Annotated in this window: 15 protein-coding genes; 13 read left to right on the top strand and 2 right to left on the bottom strand. The window is 66.8% G+C overall.

All coding sequences use genetic code 11. The features are described from left to right. Positions 1–44: 44 nt before the first annotated feature. From AC06DU_RS12505 to AC06DU_RS12490, 4 genes are all read left to right on the top strand, one after another. A complete protein-coding gene (locus AC06DU_RS12505; RefSeq protein ID WP_104569889.1) occupies positions 45–227 on the top strand; it encodes a hypothetical protein in 183 nt (60 codons plus the stop codon). After that, positions 218–502 (top strand): YfhL family 4Fe-4S dicluster ferredoxin, encoded by a 285-nt coding sequence (locus tag AC06DU_RS12500; RefSeq protein ID WP_003489796.1) that lies wholly within the window; start codon positions 218–220, stop codon positions 500–502. Before AC06DU_RS12505 ends, AC06DU_RS12500 begins: the two co-directional genes overlap by 10 nt. Continuing rightward, positions 499–2,277, top strand: a complete 1,779-nt coding sequence (ggt, locus tag AC06DU_RS12495) for a gamma-glutamyltransferase (RefSeq protein ID WP_478202551.1) — start codon at positions 499–501, stop codon at positions 2,275–2,277. Before AC06DU_RS12500 ends, ggt begins: the two co-directional genes overlap by 4 nt. 241 nt (positions 2,278–2,518) lie before the next feature. Continuing rightward, entirely contained in the window at positions 2,519–4,276 is a 1,758-nt protein-coding gene (locus tag AC06DU_RS12490) for a glycoside hydrolase family 9 protein (RefSeq protein ID WP_478202550.1), read from the top strand. 306 nt (positions 4,277–4,582) lie between these two features. Here the strand turns inward: AC06DU_RS12490 and upp are convergent, their stop codons facing one another. Beyond that, positions 4,583–5,215 (bottom strand): uracil phosphoribosyltransferase, encoded by a 633-nt coding sequence (upp, locus tag AC06DU_RS12485; protein WP_024940024.1) that lies wholly within the window; start codon positions 5,213–5,215, stop codon positions 4,583–4,585. Positions 5,216–5,366: 151 nt separating this feature from the next. On the opposite strand from upp, the gene AC06DU_RS12480 reads away from it, so the two are divergent. The 4 genes from AC06DU_RS12480 (at position 5,367) to AC06DU_RS12465 (ending at position 11,380) form a co-directional block, all read left to right on the top strand. Further along, entirely contained in the window at positions 5,367–7,928 is a 2,562-nt protein-coding gene (locus AC06DU_RS12480; RefSeq protein ID WP_026064507.1) for a TonB-dependent receptor, read from the top strand. Further along, positions 7,925–9,061, top strand: a complete 1,137-nt coding sequence (locus AC06DU_RS12475; protein ID WP_478202549.1) for a phytase — start codon at positions 7,925–7,927, stop codon at positions 9,059–9,061. Before AC06DU_RS12480 ends, AC06DU_RS12475 begins: the two co-directional genes overlap by 4 nt. Then, positions 9,058–10,437, top strand: a complete 1,380-nt coding sequence (locus AC06DU_RS12470) for a purple acid phosphatase family protein (RefSeq protein ID WP_478202548.1) — start codon at positions 9,058–9,060, stop codon at positions 10,435–10,437. The genes AC06DU_RS12475 and AC06DU_RS12470 overlap by 4 nt, the downstream gene beginning before the upstream one ends. 235 nt (positions 10,438–10,672) lie before the next feature. Next, entirely contained in the window at positions 10,673–11,380 is a 708-nt protein-coding gene (locus tag AC06DU_RS12465) for a glycosyltransferase family 32 protein (protein WP_054593023.1), read from the top strand. Positions 11,381–11,628: 248 nt separating this feature from the next. Here the strand turns inward: AC06DU_RS12465 and AC06DU_RS12460 are convergent, their stop codons facing one another. Then, a complete protein-coding gene (locus tag AC06DU_RS12460) occupies positions 11,629–13,125 on the bottom strand; it encodes an aminotransferase class III-fold pyridoxal phosphate-dependent enzyme (protein ID WP_478202547.1) in 1,497 nt (498 codons plus the stop codon). A gap of 121 nt (positions 13,126–13,246) precedes the next feature. Between AC06DU_RS12460 and AC06DU_RS12455 the strand changes: the two genes are divergently transcribed. From AC06DU_RS12455 to secD, 5 genes are all read left to right on the top strand, one after another. Further along, entirely contained in the window at positions 13,247–13,678 is a 432-nt protein-coding gene (locus AC06DU_RS12455; protein ID WP_016903291.1) for an Lrp/AsnC family transcriptional regulator, read from the top strand. 172 nt (positions 13,679–13,850) lie between these two features. Continuing rightward, the gene (gene queA / locus AC06DU_RS12450) at positions 13,851–14,921 is read left to right on the top strand and encodes a tRNA preQ1(34) S-adenosylmethionine ribosyltransferase-isomerase QueA (protein WP_024940835.1); all 1,071 of its coding nucleotides are present in this window, start codon (positions 13,851–13,853) and stop codon (positions 14,919–14,921) included. A gap of 81 nt (positions 14,922–15,002) precedes the next feature. Beyond that, positions 15,003–16,148: a tRNA guanosine(34) transglycosylase Tgt gene (gene tgt / locus AC06DU_RS12445; protein ID WP_016903293.1), complete on the top strand. Its 1,146-nt coding sequence runs from the start codon at positions 15,003–15,005 to the stop codon at positions 16,146–16,148. Between the two features lie 131 nt (positions 16,149–16,279). After that, the gene (gene yajC, locus AC06DU_RS12440; protein ID WP_016903294.1) at positions 16,280–16,633 is read left to right on the top strand and encodes a preprotein translocase subunit YajC; all 354 of its coding nucleotides are present in this window, start codon (positions 16,280–16,282) and stop codon (positions 16,631–16,633) included. 186 nt (positions 16,634–16,819) lie between these two features. Then, the gene (gene secD, locus AC06DU_RS12435; RefSeq protein WP_179465659.1) at positions 16,820–18,664 is read left to right on the top strand and encodes a protein translocase subunit SecD; all 1,845 of its coding nucleotides are present in this window, start codon (positions 16,820–16,822) and stop codon (positions 18,662–18,664) included. Positions 18,665–18,743: the final 79 nt, after the last annotated feature.

Below are 18,743 nucleotides of genomic sequence, written 5' to 3'. Positions count from 1 at the left end.
GGAGGCGCGGGAGGGCGCGTCCGGCCGCCGTGCGGGATCGCAGCATGCTGCTGATCCCGCGCGCCGTCGGGGCCGGTCCGCTCGGACCGGTTGCCGGCCACACGCATGGCGTTGTCCGTGCATCGCGCTACGCCCCGTGCGTCCGCTTCCGGCAGTACGTTGCGTTCCAGCGCCTGGCGTTGCATCGCGCCGCGCCGCATCGCATGGTGGTGCCGATATGTCGCTGAAAATCAACGAGCTCTGCGTCAACTGCGATGTCTGCGAGCCGGCGTGCCCGAACCAGGCCATCTCGATGGGCGAAACCATCTACGTGATCGACCCGGCACGTTGCACCGAGTGCGTGGGCCATTTCGACGAAGCGCAATGCGTGGTGGTGTGCCCGGTCGAATGCATCGACCCGGATCCGGCGATACCGGAAACCCACGATCAACTGCTCGCCAAGCTCATGCAGCTGCAGCGCGACCACCCCGAACTGTACGAACAGGAGCCTCCCGCCCCGTGAGCATCTTTTCCCGACGTTTCTCTTCGCGCGGCTTGTTGCTGCTGGCCCTGGTGCTGGCACCGCCGGCCTGGGCTGCCGATGGCGCCAAGCCTGCAGCAGCCACGACCTCGCCGGTGGCGGGGCACCCGCCCGGTGCGGCGATTGCCAGCGGTCATGCGCTGGCCACCGACGCCGGCCTGCAGATCCTGCGCGAGGGCGGCAATGCGTTCGATGCGGCGATCGCGGTGTCGTCCACACTGGCGGTGGTCGAGCCGATCAGCTCGGGGCTGGGTGGCGGCGGCTTCTTCCTGCTGCACGATGCCAAGACCGGCAAGGACGTGATGCTGGACGCGCGCGAGACCGCGCCCGAGTCGGCCAGCGAGGCGCAATTCCTGGACAAACAGGGCGCGCTGGACCGCGACCGCTCGGTCAACGGCCCCTGGTCGGCCGGTATTCCCGGGCTGCCGGCAGCATTGGTGGAGCTGGCCACCAAGCACGGCCGGCTGCCGCTGAAGCAGTCGCTGGCGCCGTCGATCCGCATCGCCAGCGAAGGCTTCCCGGTGTATGCGCGCATGGCCAAGGGCTATGCCTCGCGGCGCGAGGTGATGGAGCGTTACCCCGGCACGCGTGAGGTGTATCTGCGCGGCGGCAAGCCGATTGCCGAAGGCGACCTCTTCAAGCAGCCCGAGCTGGCGCATACCCTGCAGCTGCTCGGTGAGAAGGGCTTCGATGGTTTCTACAAGGGCGAAACTGCCAAGAAACTGCTGGCCGGCGTCAAGCAGGCCGGCGGGCAGTGGAAGGCCGCCGAGCTGTCCGGGTACCGGGTCAAGCAGCGCACGCCGATCCAGTTCGATTACCGCGGCTGGAAGATCACCACCGCGCCGCCACCATCCTCCGGCGGTATCGCACTCGCCGCCATGCTGCAGATCCTGGAAGGCTGGGAACTGGACACGCTCGACGATGCGCACCGTACCCATCTGGTGGTGGAAGCGATGCGCCGCGCCTACCGCGACCGCACCTTCTTCCTGGGCGACCCGGACTTTGTCGCCGTGCCGCAGCGCGTGCTGACCAGCAAGGATTACGCACAAGGCCTGCGCGCCACGATCAACCCGGACAAGGCCACGCCCAGCGACCTGCTGTCGGGCAACCCGACCCCGCTGGAAGACGACGAGACCACGCACTTTTCCATCATCGACGGCGAGGGCAACCGCGTCGGCGCCACCCAGACCGTCAACCTGCTGTACGGCTCGGGCCTGATCCCCAAGGGCACCGGCGTGCTGCTCAACGACGAGATGGACGACTTCGCGCTCAAGCCGGGCACGCCCAATGCCTTCGGCGTAATGGGCTACGCGGCCAACGCCCCCAAGCCGGGCAAGCGCATGCTCAGCTCGATGACGCCGACCTTCATGGAATCGGCCGACAAGGTCGCGGTGATCGGCACACCGGGTGGCAGCCGCATCATCACCATGGTGCTGCTCGGCATCCTGGGCTACGACGCCGGCCTGGATGCGCAGCAGGTCAGCGCCTTGCCGCGCTATCACCACCAGTGGCTGCCGGACGTGATCGAGGCCGAGAGCAACGCGTTCTCGCCACAGACCGCCAAGGCGCTGCAGGCGATGGGTCACGCGCTCAAGCTGCCGGGCGACACCGCCGAGGGCGGCCGCGGTTCCAGCCACGTCTGGGGCAACCTGCAGACGGTGGAATGGGACAAGCGCAGCAACGTGCTCACCGGCGGGAGCGACCCGCGCAACCCGGTGGGCAAGGCGCAGGTGCAACTGGATGCGGCGGCGCGCTGACGGCTAACTGATCGAGATGTGCCTGTCCTCGTCGGCGAGGGCAGGCATGGTCGGAAGGCAGCGGGTGTTGCCTGTCGCATCTGCCGCGCCGTGCCATGGCATGGCCTGCGCGATGCCGCGGTTGGCCGCAGGTGCTCGCCTCCATCGATGCAGGCACGCGGCTGCAGCGATGCATTTCCACGCGGTTGCCTATGCCTGGATTGGACTTGTCGCCCTGCGCCAATGCAGCGACCATCGCGACATGAACATTTTCCAGACTCTGCTCACCGGCATGGTGATCGCATCGCCCATCGCCGCCTGCGCGGCCGACACCACCGGCGACAAGACCGCAGCGGCAACGGGCGCTGCCATCCACGTCAATCAGCTCGGCTATCTGCCGGGTTCCGCCAAGCTTGCGGTGCTCGGATTGCCGCAAGGCGCGGCGCCCACTGCGGACCGTTTCACGGTCGAGGATGCGCAGGGCCGCCAGGTGCTGGAGGGCAGGCTGCAGGCCGCCGCGCTGTGGGCGCCGGCCGGGCAGCAGGCGCGGGTGGCGGATTTTTCCAGCGTGCGTACAGCCGGCACGTATCGGTTGAAGGTCGATGGGCTGCAGGCATCGGATCCGTTCCCGATCGCGGCCAGCGCGTATCGGCCCGTGCTCGACGCATCGCTGAAGGCGTTCTATTTCAATCGCGCCAGCACCGCGCTGCCGGCGCAGTTCGCCGGGCCGTATGCGCGCGCGGCCGGGCATCCGGATACGCAGGTGCGCATCCATCCTTCGGCGGCATCGGCCACGCGCCCGGCCGACAGCGTGATCAGTGCGCCCAAGGGCTGGTACGACGCCGGCGACTACAACAAGTACATCGTCAATTCTGGCATCAGCACCTACACCTTGCTGGCCGCCTATGAGCAGTACCCGGCGCTGTTCAAGGCGCAGGCCCTGACCATCCCCGACGACGCGCCCGGCGTGCCCGGCATCCTGCAGGAGACCTGGTGGAATCTGGAATGGATGCTGGCCATGCAGGAACCGGCCGACGGTGGCGTGTACCACAAGCTCACCGACAAGCAGTTCGACGGACTGGTGATGCCCGCGCAGGCCACGCAACAACGCTATGTGGTGATGAAGGCCACCGCCGCCACGCTGGATTTCGCCGCAGTGATGGCGGCAGCCAGCCGCGTCTATGCGCCGTTCGACAAGCAGTATCCGGGCGCATCGGCGCGCATGTTGAACGCCGCGCGCAGTGCCTGGGCGTGGGCGCAGCAACACCCGGATGTGATCTATCGCCAGCCCGACGACGTACGCACCGGCGGCTATGACGATGCGCAGGTAGACGACGAATTCGCCTGGGCTGCGGCCGAGCTGTACGTGAGCACGCGCGAGGACGGCTTCTACGACGCAATGATTGCGCGCAACGTACCGGCGAGCGTGCCGGGCTGGAGCAACGTCGGCGGCCTGGCCTGGATGTCGCTGGCCGAACATCGCGACACGCTCACCCCGCATGCCGATCGCGCACGCATCACCCGTGAGATCACCGGCCTGGCGCAGCGTCTTGCCGATGAGTGGCAGGCCTCGCCCTGGCGTCTGGCGATGACCGACACCGACTTCGTGTGGGGCAGCAATGCGGTGGTGCTCAACCGCGCGATGATGCTGATGCAGGGCTATCGGCTGACCCGGCAGCGGCCGTATCTGGATGCCGCGCAGTCGCAGCTGGATTACATCCTGGGGCGCAATCCGTTGGGCCTGTCGTTCGTCACGGGTGTGGGGCTACGCAGCCCGATGCATATCCACCACCGCCCCTCCGAGGCCGACGGCATCGACGCCCCGGTGCCGGGCTGGCTGGCCGGTGGTCCGCAACCGGGCCAGCAGGACGCCAAGGACTGCAAGGTGGCGTATCCCTCCAGGCTGCCGGCACTGTCGTACCTGGACAACACCTGCAGTTACGCCAGCAACGAGGTGGCGATCAACTGGAATGCGCCGCTGGTGTATGTGAGTGCGGCGATCGAGGCGTCGACGCGGTAGGGCGTGCGTTTTTCAACGCAATGCCCGATGCCGCGGCTGTTCCTCCTCCCACCGGGAGAAGGTGGCGCGCAGTGCCGGATGAGGGTGCGCCTCAGGGGAGCGACCAATGCCGGCAATGACAAACGCGTCGCCACGCGCCGTCAGAAGTGACTCCCCGACTGCTTCGCTCGACGGACCTTCACCCCAACCCCCACTGCGCGCCCCCGGCCCGCGCTTGCGGCGCGGGCGCTTCAAGGCACGCGCGCCAACGGCGCGCAAGCGGTGTCTTCTCGCCCCGCAGGCAGAGGGGCTTGAAGCCACTGCAGCTCACTCCACCCGCGTCCCGAAGATGCGGTCGCCTGCATCGCCCAGGCCGGGCAGGATGTAGCCCTTGTCGTTGAGGTGGTCGTCGATCGCGGCGGTGTAGACCTCCACGTCCGGATGCACGGCTTCCAGTGCCTTGAGGCCTTCCGGTGCGGCGACCAGGAAGATGCCCTTGATCCGCCGCGCACCGGCGCGCTTGAGCATGTCGATGGTGGCGATCAGCGTGCCGCCGGTGGCCAGCATCGGGTCCAGGATCAGTGCATCGCGCTCTTCCAGGCGGCCGGTGAGGCGTTCGAAGTAGGGCACCGGCTGCAGGGTTTCTTCGTCGCGCTGCAGGCCGACCACGCTCACGCGCGCGGCCGGGATCAGCGCCAGCACGCCGGGCAGCATGCCCAACCCTGCGCGCAGGATCGGTACCAGGGTGATTTTTGCGCCGGCAATCCGCTGCACGGTCACCGGGCCGGCCCAGCCGGGTTGCACGTGCGATTCGGTGTCCAGATTGGCGGTGGCCTCGTAGGCCAGCAGGGTGCCCAGCTCGGTGACCAGTTCGCGGAAGCCCTTGGTGCTCAAGGCGGCATCGCGCAGCAGACCGATCTTGTGCTGGACGAGGGGGTGACGCACTTCGACGATTTTCATGGGCAGCGACAGGCGGGAGAGACCCACAGTGTGCCGCAGCCGGCGGCAGCGTCGCCACACATTGCGCGTGATCGCGCTTGCATATGTCATGTCAGTGAAACGTCGTAGACATAGTGTGCCCACCCATTCTTAACCGATTGGGGAAGCACCCGTGTTGAACAAGACTCCGCTGTGCCTGGCGATCACGCTGACGTTGGCGGCGGCCGCGTGGAGCCCGCTTGCACAGGCGGCCGAGGGTGCGGCAGCTGCCACCGGTGCGTCCGGCGCGGCGGCCATCGATCTGGAGCGTCTGGAAGTACGCCCGCAGGTGGAATCGCAGGTGCGCGCAGTCGATCTCAAGCGTGGCTCCGATGCGATCCAGGATGCCGTGGCCTCCGATGCGATGGGCCGTTACCCCGACAAGAATGTTGCAGAATCCTTGCAGCGCCTGCCCGGCGTCAGCGTCACCCGCGATCAGGGTGAGGGCCGCTTCGTGGTGATCCGCGGCCTGGATTCGGCGCTCAACAGCGTCACCATCGACGGCATGACCATGGGCACGCCGGAAGACGGCACGCGCTCGGCACCGCTGGACGTGATTCCGTCCGACTCCACCGAACGCCTGAAGGTGGTCAAGTCGCCGACCCCGGACATGCCGGGCGATTCCATCGGCGGTGCGATCCAGGTCGAGTCCACCTCCGCGTTCGATCGCGATGGCCGCACGCTGCGCGGCTCGGTCGAAGGCAGCCACCAGTCGCTGTCGGGCAAGACCAGCCCGAAGGGCGCGTTCAACTACAGCGATATCTTCGACGGCACCTTCGGCGTCGCAGTGGGCGTGAACTACCAGGACCGCGAATTCGAATCCGACAATACCGAGGTGGCCTACGACAGCTTCGACGGCGGTGCGGCCGACGATCTGTTCGCCGGCGAGGTGCAGCGCCGCAAGTACTTCATCGAGCGCACCCGCATGGGCGCCAACCTCAATCTGGACTGGCGCCCGGACGCGGACAACCGCTATTACCTGCGCACGCTGTACAGCCGCTTCGACGATGCCGAAACGCGCCAGCGCACCATCTTCGGCCTGGCCGATGGGCAGGTCAGCGCCAATGGCGATGGCACCTACGAGGTGGCCGACCTGCCGGCCGATTCCATCTCCAAGCGCGTGCGCTATCGCACCAAGAAGGAGGACACCATGGCCTTGAGCGTGGGCGGTGAAAACCGTCTGAGCGCGGCCACGGTGGATTACAAGCTGGGCTACACCAAGACCACCGAGCGCGTGAACGACGAGATGGAAGCGCGCTTCAACTATGACGGCGACGACCTGTCGGCCACGGTCGACCAGAACAGCGGCATTCCGCGCCTTGGCTTTTCCGACAACGGCTGGCAGAGCAACGACGATTTCGTGTTCGACCGCTTCGTGCTTGCGCCCAAGCGGGTGGACGACAGCGAGCGCAGCGCGCAGATCAACGTGCGCTTCGACGGCGAGCATTCCAGCCTGAAGATGGGTGTGCTCGGCCGCTGGCGCGAGCGCGATGTCAATGTGGACGAAAGCGAGCTGCGTCGCGGGCCGGCGATCGATCTGAGCGACTGGACCACCGCCGCGCCGGAACACCGCGGCGGCACCCTGGGCGAAAGCATCGGCTCGGACGGCATGCGCCGTTACTGGAACACCTCCGGCAATCTGTACAGCGCACGCCCGCAGGATGTCGGCGGCAATCTGCAGACCTCGCTGCAGGACGACTACAAGGCCACCGAAGACGTGTTCGCCACCTATGTGATGGGCACCTGGGACATCGGCGCGCTGCGCGCGATTGCCGGTGTACGTGTGGAAAACACCCAGTTCGACGCCACCGGCAATCAGGTCGACGTGGCCGAGAACGGCCGCACTGCCACGGTGACGCCGCGCGAAGCCTCCAGCAGCTACACCAACGTGCTGCCTGGCCTGCATCTGCGCTACGACACCGGCAACGACTGGGTGCTGCGGTTTGCCGCCAACAAGACCTTGTCGCGGCCTGCGTTCGGCGATGTCTCCCCGCGCGTGAGCATCAATCGTGGCGACAACGAGGTGAACGTCGGCAACCCCGATCTCGATCCGTATCGCTCCACCAACCTGGACCTGTCGTTCGAAAAATACATCGGCAGCACCGGCCTGATCTCGCTGGGCGTGTTCAACAAGTCGATCGACGACTACATCGTGCAGACCATCAGCACCAACGATGCCGAGTTCCCCGACCTGCAGGTCACGCGCTCGATCAACGGCGACACCGCCAAGGTGCGCGGCGCCGAATTCAACTGGCAGCAGGCGCTGGACTTCCTGCCCGAAGGCTGGAACGGACTGCTGGTCGGCGCCAGCGCCACCGTGCTGGACAGCGACTTCGATCCCGGCCTGAGCGATCGCGCCGGCGAGGACTTCACCTTGCCGCGCTCGTCCAAGCGCATCTACAGCGGCCACCTGGGCTACGAAAAATACGGCTTCAGTGCGCGGGTTGCGGCGGTGTACCGCAGCGAGTACCTGGACACCATCGGCGAAAGCCGCGCGTACGATATCTATGTCGCCCCGCATACCCAGCTGGATTTCAGCATGAACTATCAATTCAACAGCCATGTCAGCCTGTATCTGGAAGCGCAGAACCTGCTGGACGAACCGCTGGAGCTGTACCAGGGCGTGCCCTCGCGCACGCTGCAGAACGAAGAATACGGCCGCACCTATGCGCTCGGCCTGAAGGTGGCACTGTGATCGCAACGCGCACGCGGCTCCACACAACGTTACTCCACACCACGCTGCTCGCCAGCGCGCTGGCGCTGACCGCCTGCGCCAGCGCACCGGTCGACCGCGAGGCCGACGAGGCATTGCTGAAAGACCCCTTGCTCAGCGAGGCCAAGGTGGCGCACCAGGTGGTGCCGGAGGCCTTTATCACCGCGCTGACCCCGGCCGACAATCTGGATTCGCCGGCCAGCTGGAGTGCGCCCGATGGCAGCCGCTGGTTGATCGCCACCGCCAAGGCCACGCATGCGCTGGTGGTGTTCGATGGCGATAGCGGCAAGCGCCTGCGCGTGGTCGGCGGCAAGGGCAAGGCGCTGGGCAAGCTGGATCGCCCGAACGGGATTTCGGTGGTCGACGATCTGGTGTTCGTGGTCGAGCGCGACAACCGCCGTGTGCAGGTGTTCTCGCTGCCCGACTTCAAGCCGCTGACCAGCTTCGGCCAGGACGAATTGCGCGAACCCTACGGCCTGTGGGTGCGCAAGCACGATGGCGGCTACGAGGTGGTGGTCAGCGACAACTACATGTCGCCGGCCAACAAGGATGTGCCACCGCCGCTGGCCGAACTCGGTCAACGCTTTCGTCGCTATCAATTGAACAACGCAGGGCAGGGCTGGCAATCGCGGCTGACGCAGAGCTTCGGCGATACCAGCGACGCGGGCGCAGTGCGCATTGCCGAGTCGGTGTTCGGCGATGAAGCGCATGCGCGCCTGATGATTGCCGAAGAAGACGTCGCCGTGGGCACGCAGTTGCGCGAATACGGCATGGACGGACGCTACCGCGGCCGCAATGTTGGCAGCGGCCTGTTCAAGGCGCAGGCCGAAGGCATGACGCTGTTTGCGTGCAAGGACGGCAGCGGCTACTGGATCGCCACCGATCAGTTCAAGGACCGCAGCGTGTTCCAGGTATTCGATCGCCAGAGCCTGGCGCATGTCGGTGCCTTCGCTGGCCGGGTGACTGCCAATACCGACGGCGTGTGGCTGGATCAACGCGGCGATGCGCGCTTTCCGGGCGGGGTGTTCTACGCCTTGCATGACGACCAGGCGGTGGCGGCATTCGACTGGCGCGATATCGCGCGCACGCTGCGCCTGAAAGAGTGCGCGCCATGAGCGCGGCACGTGCGGCGCTGTCTGCAGCGCTGTTGCTGGGGGCGATGGCAGGCACGCGGGCGTTTGCCGCCGAGCGCGCCGCCGAACCGAATACCCAGGTGCCGGCGGGTTCCACCCACTATGTTGCCGATGGCTTCCCGGACCGCATCGTCGCCACGCCCGCGCAGGCGGCGGCGACCGGTTTCGCAGTGGCCTGGCGTACCGATGCCAGCGTCGACCAGCCGTGGCTGGAACTGGTGGTTGCCGGCGACTCGCCCGACGTGGGTACGCCGCGCCGCATCCGTGCCAGCACCGCCACGCTGGCCAGCGAAAACGGCAGCTCGCACCACCACCGCGCCGACATCGACGGGCTGAAGCCGGACACGCTGTACGCCTACCGCGTGCAGGGCAACCGCACCTGGGGCGCGTGGAATCATTTCCGCACCGCCGCCAGCGCCGACACACCGCTGACGCTGCTGTACTTCGGCGACACCCAGAACAAGAACCTCAGCCTGGTCTCGCGGGTGATCCGCCAGGCCTGGCGCAGCGCACCGGACGCGCGGCTGGCCCTGTTCGCCGGCGACCTGGTCAGCGGCAAGGACGGCCAGGACGACAACGAGTGGGCCGAGTGGTTCGAAGCCGGGCGCTGGTTGCTGGAAGGCACCGCAGTGGCACCGGCGCCGGGCAATCACGAATATCACGAAGAGGGCGAGGACACCCCGCAGGCCACGCGCACGCTCGGCAACCACTGGCCGGTGGCCTTCGCCCTGCCGCGCAACGGGCCGTCGGCCACGGCGCGCACCAGCTACTGGTTCGACTATCAGGGCGTGCGCATCGCCGTGCTGGACGGCACCTCGGTGCTGGATCTGGGCACCGGCCCGGCACAGGCGCAGTGGCTGGACACGGTGCTGGCCGACAACCCGCATCCGTGGTCGATCGTGCTGATCCACCAGCCGTTCTTTTCCCCGCGCGCCGATCGCGAGAACCAGAAGCTGGTCGAGCAGGTGCTGCCGGTGATCCGCCGCCACAAGGTCGATCTGGTGCTGCAGGGCCACGACCACACCTACGGCCGGCGCGGCGATGACGCAGGGCAGGCGACGCCGGTGTTCGTGGTCTCGGTGGCCGGGCCCAAGCAGTACCGTCTCTCGGACATGGCGCGCAAGACCATGCGTCCGGTCGGCGAAGACACCCAGCTCTATCAGGTGCTTCGCATCGACAACCAGAAGTTGCGTTACGAGTCGCGCACCGCCACCGGACGTCTCTACGATGCATTCGAGCTGGAGCGCGGCAGCGATGGCGGCAAGCGGCTGGTAGAGCAGGAAGCCGAGCGCATCGCACCGCGCGATTGCCCGCGCAGCGCAACCCTGAAGGGACGCGCGGACCGGTGCTGGGAGTGAGCTGAGATGACAGCAGCGTGGCGAGGCCAGCCGTGCGGGATAAGGAGGCTGTGAGCGAACTTCGGTTGTGGATTGATCGTGCAAATCGGCGGTAGGCGTAACCATTTAAAATTGTGAATTACGTCACACTAATAATGGGACTACTGTTGTGGCTAGCCGGAGCTCCATCCGGGTAGCCGCTTTTTGGTGCGGTGCTTCGATGGAGGTCTGGTTCCCCCAGCCCCGAGAAGCCCCCATGATCCCCCACGTGTTCCATCTCACTGCGCCGACCAAGCACCTGCTTTGGGAAGAGCGCAAGATCCAGGCCCGCCTGCAGCGGCTGTTGCCGGGCTGGACCTGCCATGTCTGGGACGACGCCGACAACTCCGCACTGATGCGGCGCGCGTTCCCGGAATTCGCCGACCGCTACGAGGCGATACGCTTCGGCGTGATGAAGGCCGACATCGCGCGCTGCGCCTATATGCACAGCTACGGTGGGTTCTATTTCGACACCGACTACAAGCTGCTGCGCACGCTTGGCGCTGACGTACTGGCACAGCAATGCGTGCTGCCGATCGAAGAGGGCGCGCCCGGCAACGAGCAGTTCAAGATCGGCAACGCCGTGTTCGGCTCGGAGGCAGGGCATCCGTTCTGGCGCGCCTTCATCGAGCACATCTTCACCACGCATGCGCCTGAGACGCTGGAAGACCACCGGCAGATTCCGATGATCTCCGGCCCGCGCGGGCTGACGCGTTTCTACAACGCGCACGCCGGCGAGTTTGCCGGCATCGTGTTCCCGGCGCGCGATGCGTTCCATCCGGATCGCACCTGGTTCGGGCTCGGTCACCGTGGCGGCACCGTCGCGGTGGGCTCGCACCTGTGCTGGGCGTCCTGGCGCGGCAAGTCGCCACGCCGGGCCGTGACCAATTACCTGCGCCGCAAGCTGAGCGCCGTGCCGATCTGACCGGCCGGGCAGCACATCGCCGCGACAGCAAGGGCGCGCGGTGAGCTTCGGGGCGGCCGCGCACCTGTCCGAGGCGCGCAAGTACCGCCTGCGTCGCCTTGGCTTAAAGCGGCTCGCAAAACCATGGCGCTCACCTACAGGTGGGCGCGGCCGGTGCTGGGATTCAGCGTTTACCGCTCGGATACCGAAGTTACTGCGCACCGTCCGCTACCACATGAGGACGGCTCGCCACGTCCTGTCGCTGGCTCTCAGGCGGCCTCGGCCTGGGTCTGGCGCGGACCTTCCTTCAGCGCACGCGCGATCAAGCCGACCAGCAGATCGAGTTCGTCTTCGTCCATCGCAAAGTGCGGGGTGAAGCGCAGCGAATTCTCGCCGCCATGGATGACGTTGACGCCATGATGGCGCAACCACTCTTCGGTGGAACCGGCGCCATAGCACTTGAATTGCGGCGCCAGCTCGCAGGAGAACAGCAAGCCGGTTCCCTGCACCTTGGTGATCAAACCGCCCAGCTCGGACTGCAGTGCTTCCAGCTTGGCGATCGCCTGCGCGCCGCGGGTGCGGATGTTCTCGCGCACCTGCGGGGTGAACAACGCCAGCGTGGCGCAGGCGACATCCAGCGCACGCGGATTGGTGGTCATGGTGTTGCCGTAGGTGCCCTTGCGGTACACCTGCGCGGCGTGTTCGGTCACTGCCAGTACCGACAGCGGGTATTGCGCAGCGTTGAGCGCCTTGGAATAGGTCTCCAGGTCCGGCGGGTCGAGCTGCTCGAAGCCGGGGTAATCCACCACCGACAGCACGCCGTGCGCGCGCAGACCGGCCTGGATCGAATCCACCAGCAGCAGGCTGCCATGCAGGCGGGTCAGTTCGCGCGCTGCGGCATAGAACGCGGCCGGCAATGCGCGGCCAGGGTCGCCTTCGCCCATCACCGGCTCCAGGAACACTGCCTCGATGAACCAGTGATTGCGCGCGGCCTCGTCGAAGGTGCGCTGCAGCGCCGCCACGTCGTACGGCGCGATCGCGATCACCGAGTCTTCGTCGCGGTAGCTGGCCAGGTACTTGGTGTAGGTCTTGCGGCTGGAATCGGAATACAGGCCGGGGCGGTCGGTACGGCCATGGAAGCTGCCCTTGACCACCACGCGCTTGATGCTGGCACCAGCGTGGCGCGCGCCCGGGTCGGTGTGCAGCTTGGCGTTGGTATCGACGATGCGCGCGGCCAGACCGACCGCTTCGGAGCCGGAGTTGAGACACATGAAGCGTGCGAACGGACAGCCGCCGCGGGTATGGCCGATCTCGGCGCGCAGGGCGCGGTCGAGCCGGCGCTGCGCCAGGCTGGGGGTCATCACGTTGGCCATCACCTGCGGACGCGCCATCGCCTCGAGCACCGGCGCGGGGGTGTGGCCGAAGCCGAGCATGCCGTAGCCGCCGGCGTCGTACAGCACCGCGCCCTTGAGCGTGATCACCCAGGGCCCGCGCGCGGCCAGCGCCACGTAGGGGGTTACCGCATCGTCGGCATAGAAATTGATGAAGCCGTCCTGCACCGCACCGATCTGGGCGTCTTCGTCCAGGTCCAGCAGGTCGGCGGCCTCCGCGCGCACCTGCGCGTACTCGGCGGCCGCGGCGTCGATGGCACGTGCAAGATCCGGGTGGTTGGCGGCCAGACGCACGATGCTGGCATCGTCCAGGCCATCGGTCAGGCGGCGGCCGGCGTGGGCACGCAGCGGGGCGAGCGGGGCGAGGACGGACATGGCGCATCTCCTGCAAGGTGGCGTTCCCTTCCTATTATCGGCAGAAGATCGGCGTTTGGCAGCGTGAATCCGGGCAGGAAGTCGGGTATTTTCGTCGGATCGACGAACCAATTGGGCAAAAGTGAAAATCACTCCCTCCGACGAACGCCTGCTGTCGCTGCTGCGCGAGGACGCGCGCGCCTCCACCGCGCAGATTGCGCGCCGGCTCGGGCTGTCGCGTACCACCGTGCAGAGCCGGATCGAAAAACTCGAACGCGACGGCGTGATCAGCGGCTATACCGTGCGCACCCACGACGCCTACGAACAGGGCCGCATCCGCGCGCATATCCTGATCACCGTACTGCCCAAGAAGATGCCGGCCGTGGTCAAGGCGCTGCGCGACATCCCGCAGGTGCGCCTGCTGCACTCGGTCAGCGGCGCCTACGACCTGATCGCCCTGGGCGTGGTCGGCGGCGTCAACGAGATGGACGTACTCACCGACGCCATCGGCGCGATCGACGGCGTCGAGCGCACGACGACGTCGATCATTTTGTCAACGAAGTTTGAGCGGTGAGGGGCGGGGAATCGGGAGTGGGGAATCGGGAATCGGGAATCGGGAGAGCATGATCCGGTGACCGGAGCCCTTACTGCGCAAAGCGGCCCGCTTTTACGATTCCCGATTCCCGATTCTCCATTCCCGGCCGCAGTTACAATATCCGGCTCCTCAGCCATCCAATCCTGCGGCCTTGAAGAAGTCCGATTTCAACTATTCGCTGCCCGACGAGCTGATTGCCCAGGCGCCGTTGGCCGAGCGGGCGGCCAGCCGCTTGCTGGTGGTGCCGCCGTCGCCGCAGGCGCTGGTCGACCGGCAGGTGCGGGATCTGCCCGAGCTGCTGCAGCCGGGCGATCTGCTGATCTTCAACGATACCCGGGTGATCCCGGCGCGGTTGTTCGGGCAAAAGGCCAGTGGCGGGCGGGTGGAAATCCTGATCGAGCGCCTGCTCGGCGAGCGCGAGGCGCGGGTGCAGATCGGCGCCAGCAAGTCGCCCAAGGCCGGCAGCTGGATCGCGCTGGACGCCGGCGGCCAGGCCGAGGTGCTGGGCCGCGACGGCGAGTTTTATCTGCTGCGCTTCGAGATCCCCACGCCGCTGGAGCACTGGCTGCTGGAAGCCGGGCGCCTGCCGCTGCCGCCGTACATCCGCCGCGAGCCGGGGGTGGAAGACCGCGAGCGCTACCAGACCGTGTTCGCGCGCGAGGTCGGTGCGGTGGCTGCCCCCACCGCCGGCCTGCATTTCGACGAGGCGTTGCTGGCGCGGTTGCGCGAGCGCGGGGTGGAGTTCGGCCATGTCACCTTGCATGTGGGCGCCGGCACCTTCCAGCCGGTACGCGTGGATGCGCTCGACCAGCACGTGATGCACACCGAGTGGCTCAACGTCGGCGCCGCGCTGGTCGAGCAGGTGCGCCGTACCCGGGCCCGCGGCGGCCGCGTCATCGCGGTGGGAACCACGGTGGTGCGCTCGCTGGAAAGTGCCTGGCGCACCAGCGATGCCGCGCCCGAGGGCGAACTGCTGCCATTTGCCGGCGAAACCCAGATCTTCATCCTGCCCGGCTACCGCATCCGCAGCGTCGACGCGATGGTCACCAACTTCCATCTGCCCGAAAGCACGCTGCTGATGATGGTCTCGGCCTTCGCCGGCCGCGAGCGCATCTTCGCCGCCTATCAACACGCCATCGAACAGCGCTATCGCTTCTTTTCCTACGGCGATGCGATGTTGCTGTGGAGCAGGGAATCGGGAATCGGGAATGGGGAATCGTAGAGCGGCATCCGCCGAACGATCAGCCACCTGCCAACCGCTCTTCCGATTCCCAAATCCCGATTCCCCATTCCCGGCCTTTCAATGTCCCGACTCCAGTTCCAGCTTCAAGCCACCGACGGCCATGCCCGGCGTGGGCGTCTGACCTTTCCGCGTGGCACCGTCGAGACGCCGGCGTTCATGCCGGTGGGTACCTATGGCTCGGTCAAGGGCATCCTGCCCGAGCAGATCCGCGCGCTGGGTGCGGAGATCATCCTGGGCAATACCTTCCACCTGTATCTGCGCCCGGGCCTGGATGTGATCGGCGATCACGGCGGGTTGCACGGGTTTGCGCGCTGGGACGGGCCGATCCTCACCGATTCGGGCGGGTTCCAGGTGTTTTCGCTGGCGCATCGCCGCAAGATCACCGAGCAGGGCGTGACCTTCGCCTCGCCCACCGATGGTGCGCGGGTGTTCCTGGGCCCGGAAGAGAGCATGCAGATCCAGAAGGTGCTCGATTCGGACATCGTGATGATCTTCGACGAATGCACGCCGTACCCGGCCACCGAAGAGGTGGCGCGGCGCTCGATGGAGCTGAGCCTGCGCTGGGCGCAGCGCTCGCGGCAGGCGCATGACGGGCTGGGCAACGACGCGGCGCTGTTCGGCATCGTGCAGGGCGGGGTGCATCCGGACCTGCGCAGCCGCTCGCTGGACGGGCTGCAGGGCATCGGGTTCGACGGCTACGCCATCGGCGGGCTGGCGGTGGGCGAGCCGGAGCATGAGCGCAACGCGATGCTGGAACACCTGCATCCGCGCCTGCCAGCCGACCGCCCGCGTTACCTGATGGGGGTGGGCCGGCCGGAGGACCTGGTCGAAGGCGTGGCACGGGGCGTGGATATGTTCGACTGCGTGATGCCCACACGCAATGCGCGCAACGGGCATTACTTCACCTCCTTCGGCACCGTGCGCATCCGCAACGCCAAGTACGAGCGCGACCTGGACACCATCGAGCCGGGCTGCGGCTGCCATGCCTGCAGCAGCGGCTACACGCGCTCCTACCTGCGCCATCTGGACCGCTGCAACGAGATGCTGGCGCCGATGCTGGGCACCCTGCACAACCTCTGGTACTACGAGAAGTTGATGGCCGACCTGCGTGCGGCGATCGCCTCGGGAACCTTTGCCGAGTTCCGGCGGTCCTTCTATGCGGCACGCGGCGCCATCACGCCGCCGTTGCCGGGGGAAACCAGCTGAGACCGGCCGTCCGCGCCCTTGCGCGGACGGTTTGGAACCTGCATGGCATAATTCCCGGCTGTTCCGCTCCGGCGGTACCTGAATAGCGAGCGGCCGGTTGGCGCGCTGGCACCCAAACTAGGATGCACTGAATGAATCTGCTCGATTTCCTGATCCCCGTCGCCCAGGCGCAGGCCACTGGCGGCGCGCCGGCGCCCGGCCCGATGGGCGGCCTGTCCACCTTCGCGCTGCCGATCATCCTGATCGCGGTCATGTACTTCCTGATGATCCGCCCGCAGATGAAGCGCCAGAAGGAGCACAAGTCGCTGCTGGACAAGCTGGCGCGCGGCGACGAGGTCATCACCTCCGGCGGCGTGGCGGGCGTGATCACCGATATCGGCGACAACTTCATCACCGTGGAAGTGGCCGACAACGTGCGCATCCGCGTGCAGAAGAGTGCCGTGGGCCACGTGCTGCCCAAGGGCACGCTGAAGTCTGCCAACTAAGCGGCAACCAACCCGCTGCGCCCACTGTCAGGTGGGCGCAGTCGGTGCCGCGAACCGGCGCTGAGCGCGCTGCTCCGCGGCACCGCCGCATCCACCTGACGACCGCTGGCGACGTTGTATTGGCCGCCTGAAGTCGTTCTCACTGCTAGGCGCGTCGCCGGGATGGTGTCGCGCGGGACTGTCGCAATGCTTGAATTTCCTCGCTGGAAGTATTTCCTGATCCTGCTGGTGCTGGCGGTCAGCGCGTTGTACGCGCTGCCCAACATCTACCAGAAGGACCCGTCCGTGCAGATCACCGCCAGCCGCGGTGCCCAGCTCGACGACGCCTTGCGCAGCCGCATCGACGCCGACCTCAAGGCCGCCGGCATCACGCCGAAGGCCGTCACCCGGGAAGGCGACAGCCTGATGGTGCGCCTGCCAAACCTGCAGGCACAGACCCGCGCCAACGACGTGCTGCGCCAGCAACTGGGCGAGAACTACACGGTGGCGCTGAATCTGGCCTCGACCGTGCCCGACTGGCTGGCCAAGCTGGGCGGCCGGCCGATGGTGCTGGGCCTGGACCTGGTCGGCGGCGTGCACTTCGCCATGCAGGTGGACCAGAAGGCCGCGCTGGAAAAGCGCCTGGACGGCTTTGCCGAAGACATCCGCACCACGCTGCGTGACGGCCGTATCGCCTATCGCTCGGTCGAGCGCCGCGGCGACAACAGCATCCAGGTCAGCCTGAGCGAGGGCGCCAGCGTCGACGCAGCGCGTACCGCGCTGGCCAAGTCGCAGCCGACCCTGACCTACGACGTCAGCGGCCAGAACATCTCGGTCAAGGTGCCGGAGGCCGAACTCAAGCAGATCGCCAGCGGCGCGATCGAGCAGAACCTCACCACCTTGCGTAACCGCGTCAACGCGCTGGGCGTGTCCGAACCGACCATCCAGCGCCAGGGCGAGGACCGCATCGTGGTCGAACTGCCCGGCCTGCAGGACACCGCCGAGGCCAAGCGCCTGATCGGCGCCACCGCCTCGCTGGAATTCCGCGCGGTGGTCGAAGGCAATGCCGAAGACGCAGTGCGCAGCGGCAGCATCCCGCCCGAAGCCAAGGTCTACCGCGTGCGCGATACCGGCGCGCCGGTGCTGCTCAACAAGCGCGCGCTGGTGACCGGCGACCAGATGGTCAGCGCCAGCGTCAGCACCGACCAGAACGGCATGCCGGCGGTGGCAGTGACGCTCAACAACGTCGCCGGCCAGCGCATGCTCGACTACACCAGCGCCAACGTCGGCAAGCTGATGTCGGTGGTCTACATCGAGCGCATTCCCACCGTCAGCATGGTCGACGGCAAGGAAGTGCGCAGCGTGCGGGTCAAGGAAGAGGCGCTGTCGCCGACCCGTATCGCCGGCGTGTTCGGCAAGAACTTCCAGACCACCGGTCTGGAAAAGACCGAAGCGGAGAACCTGGCCAAGTTGTTGAAATCCGGCTCGCTGGCCGCACCGATGGATTTCGTTGAGGAATACGTGATCGGCCCGAGCCTGGGCGCAGAGAACGTGGAGCGCGGCGTCACTGCGGTGGTCTACTCGTTCCTGTTCACACTGGTGTTCTTTACCGTCTATTACCGCGTGTTCGGCGCGATCACCTCGGTGGCGCTGCTGTTCAACCTGCTGATCGTGGTGGCGGTGATGTCGCTGTTCGGCGCGACCATGACGCTGCCCGGGTTTGCCGGCCTGGCGTTGTCGGTGGGCCTGTCGGTGGACGCCAACGTGCTGATCAACGAGCGTATCCGCGAGGAGCTGCGACTGGGCGTGCCGGCCAAATCGGCGATTGCCGCCGGTTATGAAAAGGCCGGCGGCACCATCCTGGACGCCAACCTCACCGGTCTGATCGTGGCGGTCGCCTTGTACGCGTTCGGCACCGGCCCGCTGAAGGGCTTCGCGCTGACCATGATGATCGGTATCTTCGCCTCGATGTTTACCGCGATCACCGTGTCGCGTGCGCTGGCGGTGCTGATCTACGGCCGCCGCAAGAAGCTGAAGACCGTCGCCATCTGAGATGCGAGTCCGGCCTTGTCCCTGCAGTGCGCTGCTGGGGGCGGGGGATGAATCCCTTCGCAAGCGTTGCGCATCGTGA

The organism is Xanthomonas sp. NCPPB 3200 (assembly GCF_056393585.1).
The sequence above is the reverse complement of the archived record's forward strand: the minus strand, read 5'-3'. Positions and strand labels throughout refer to the sequence as shown.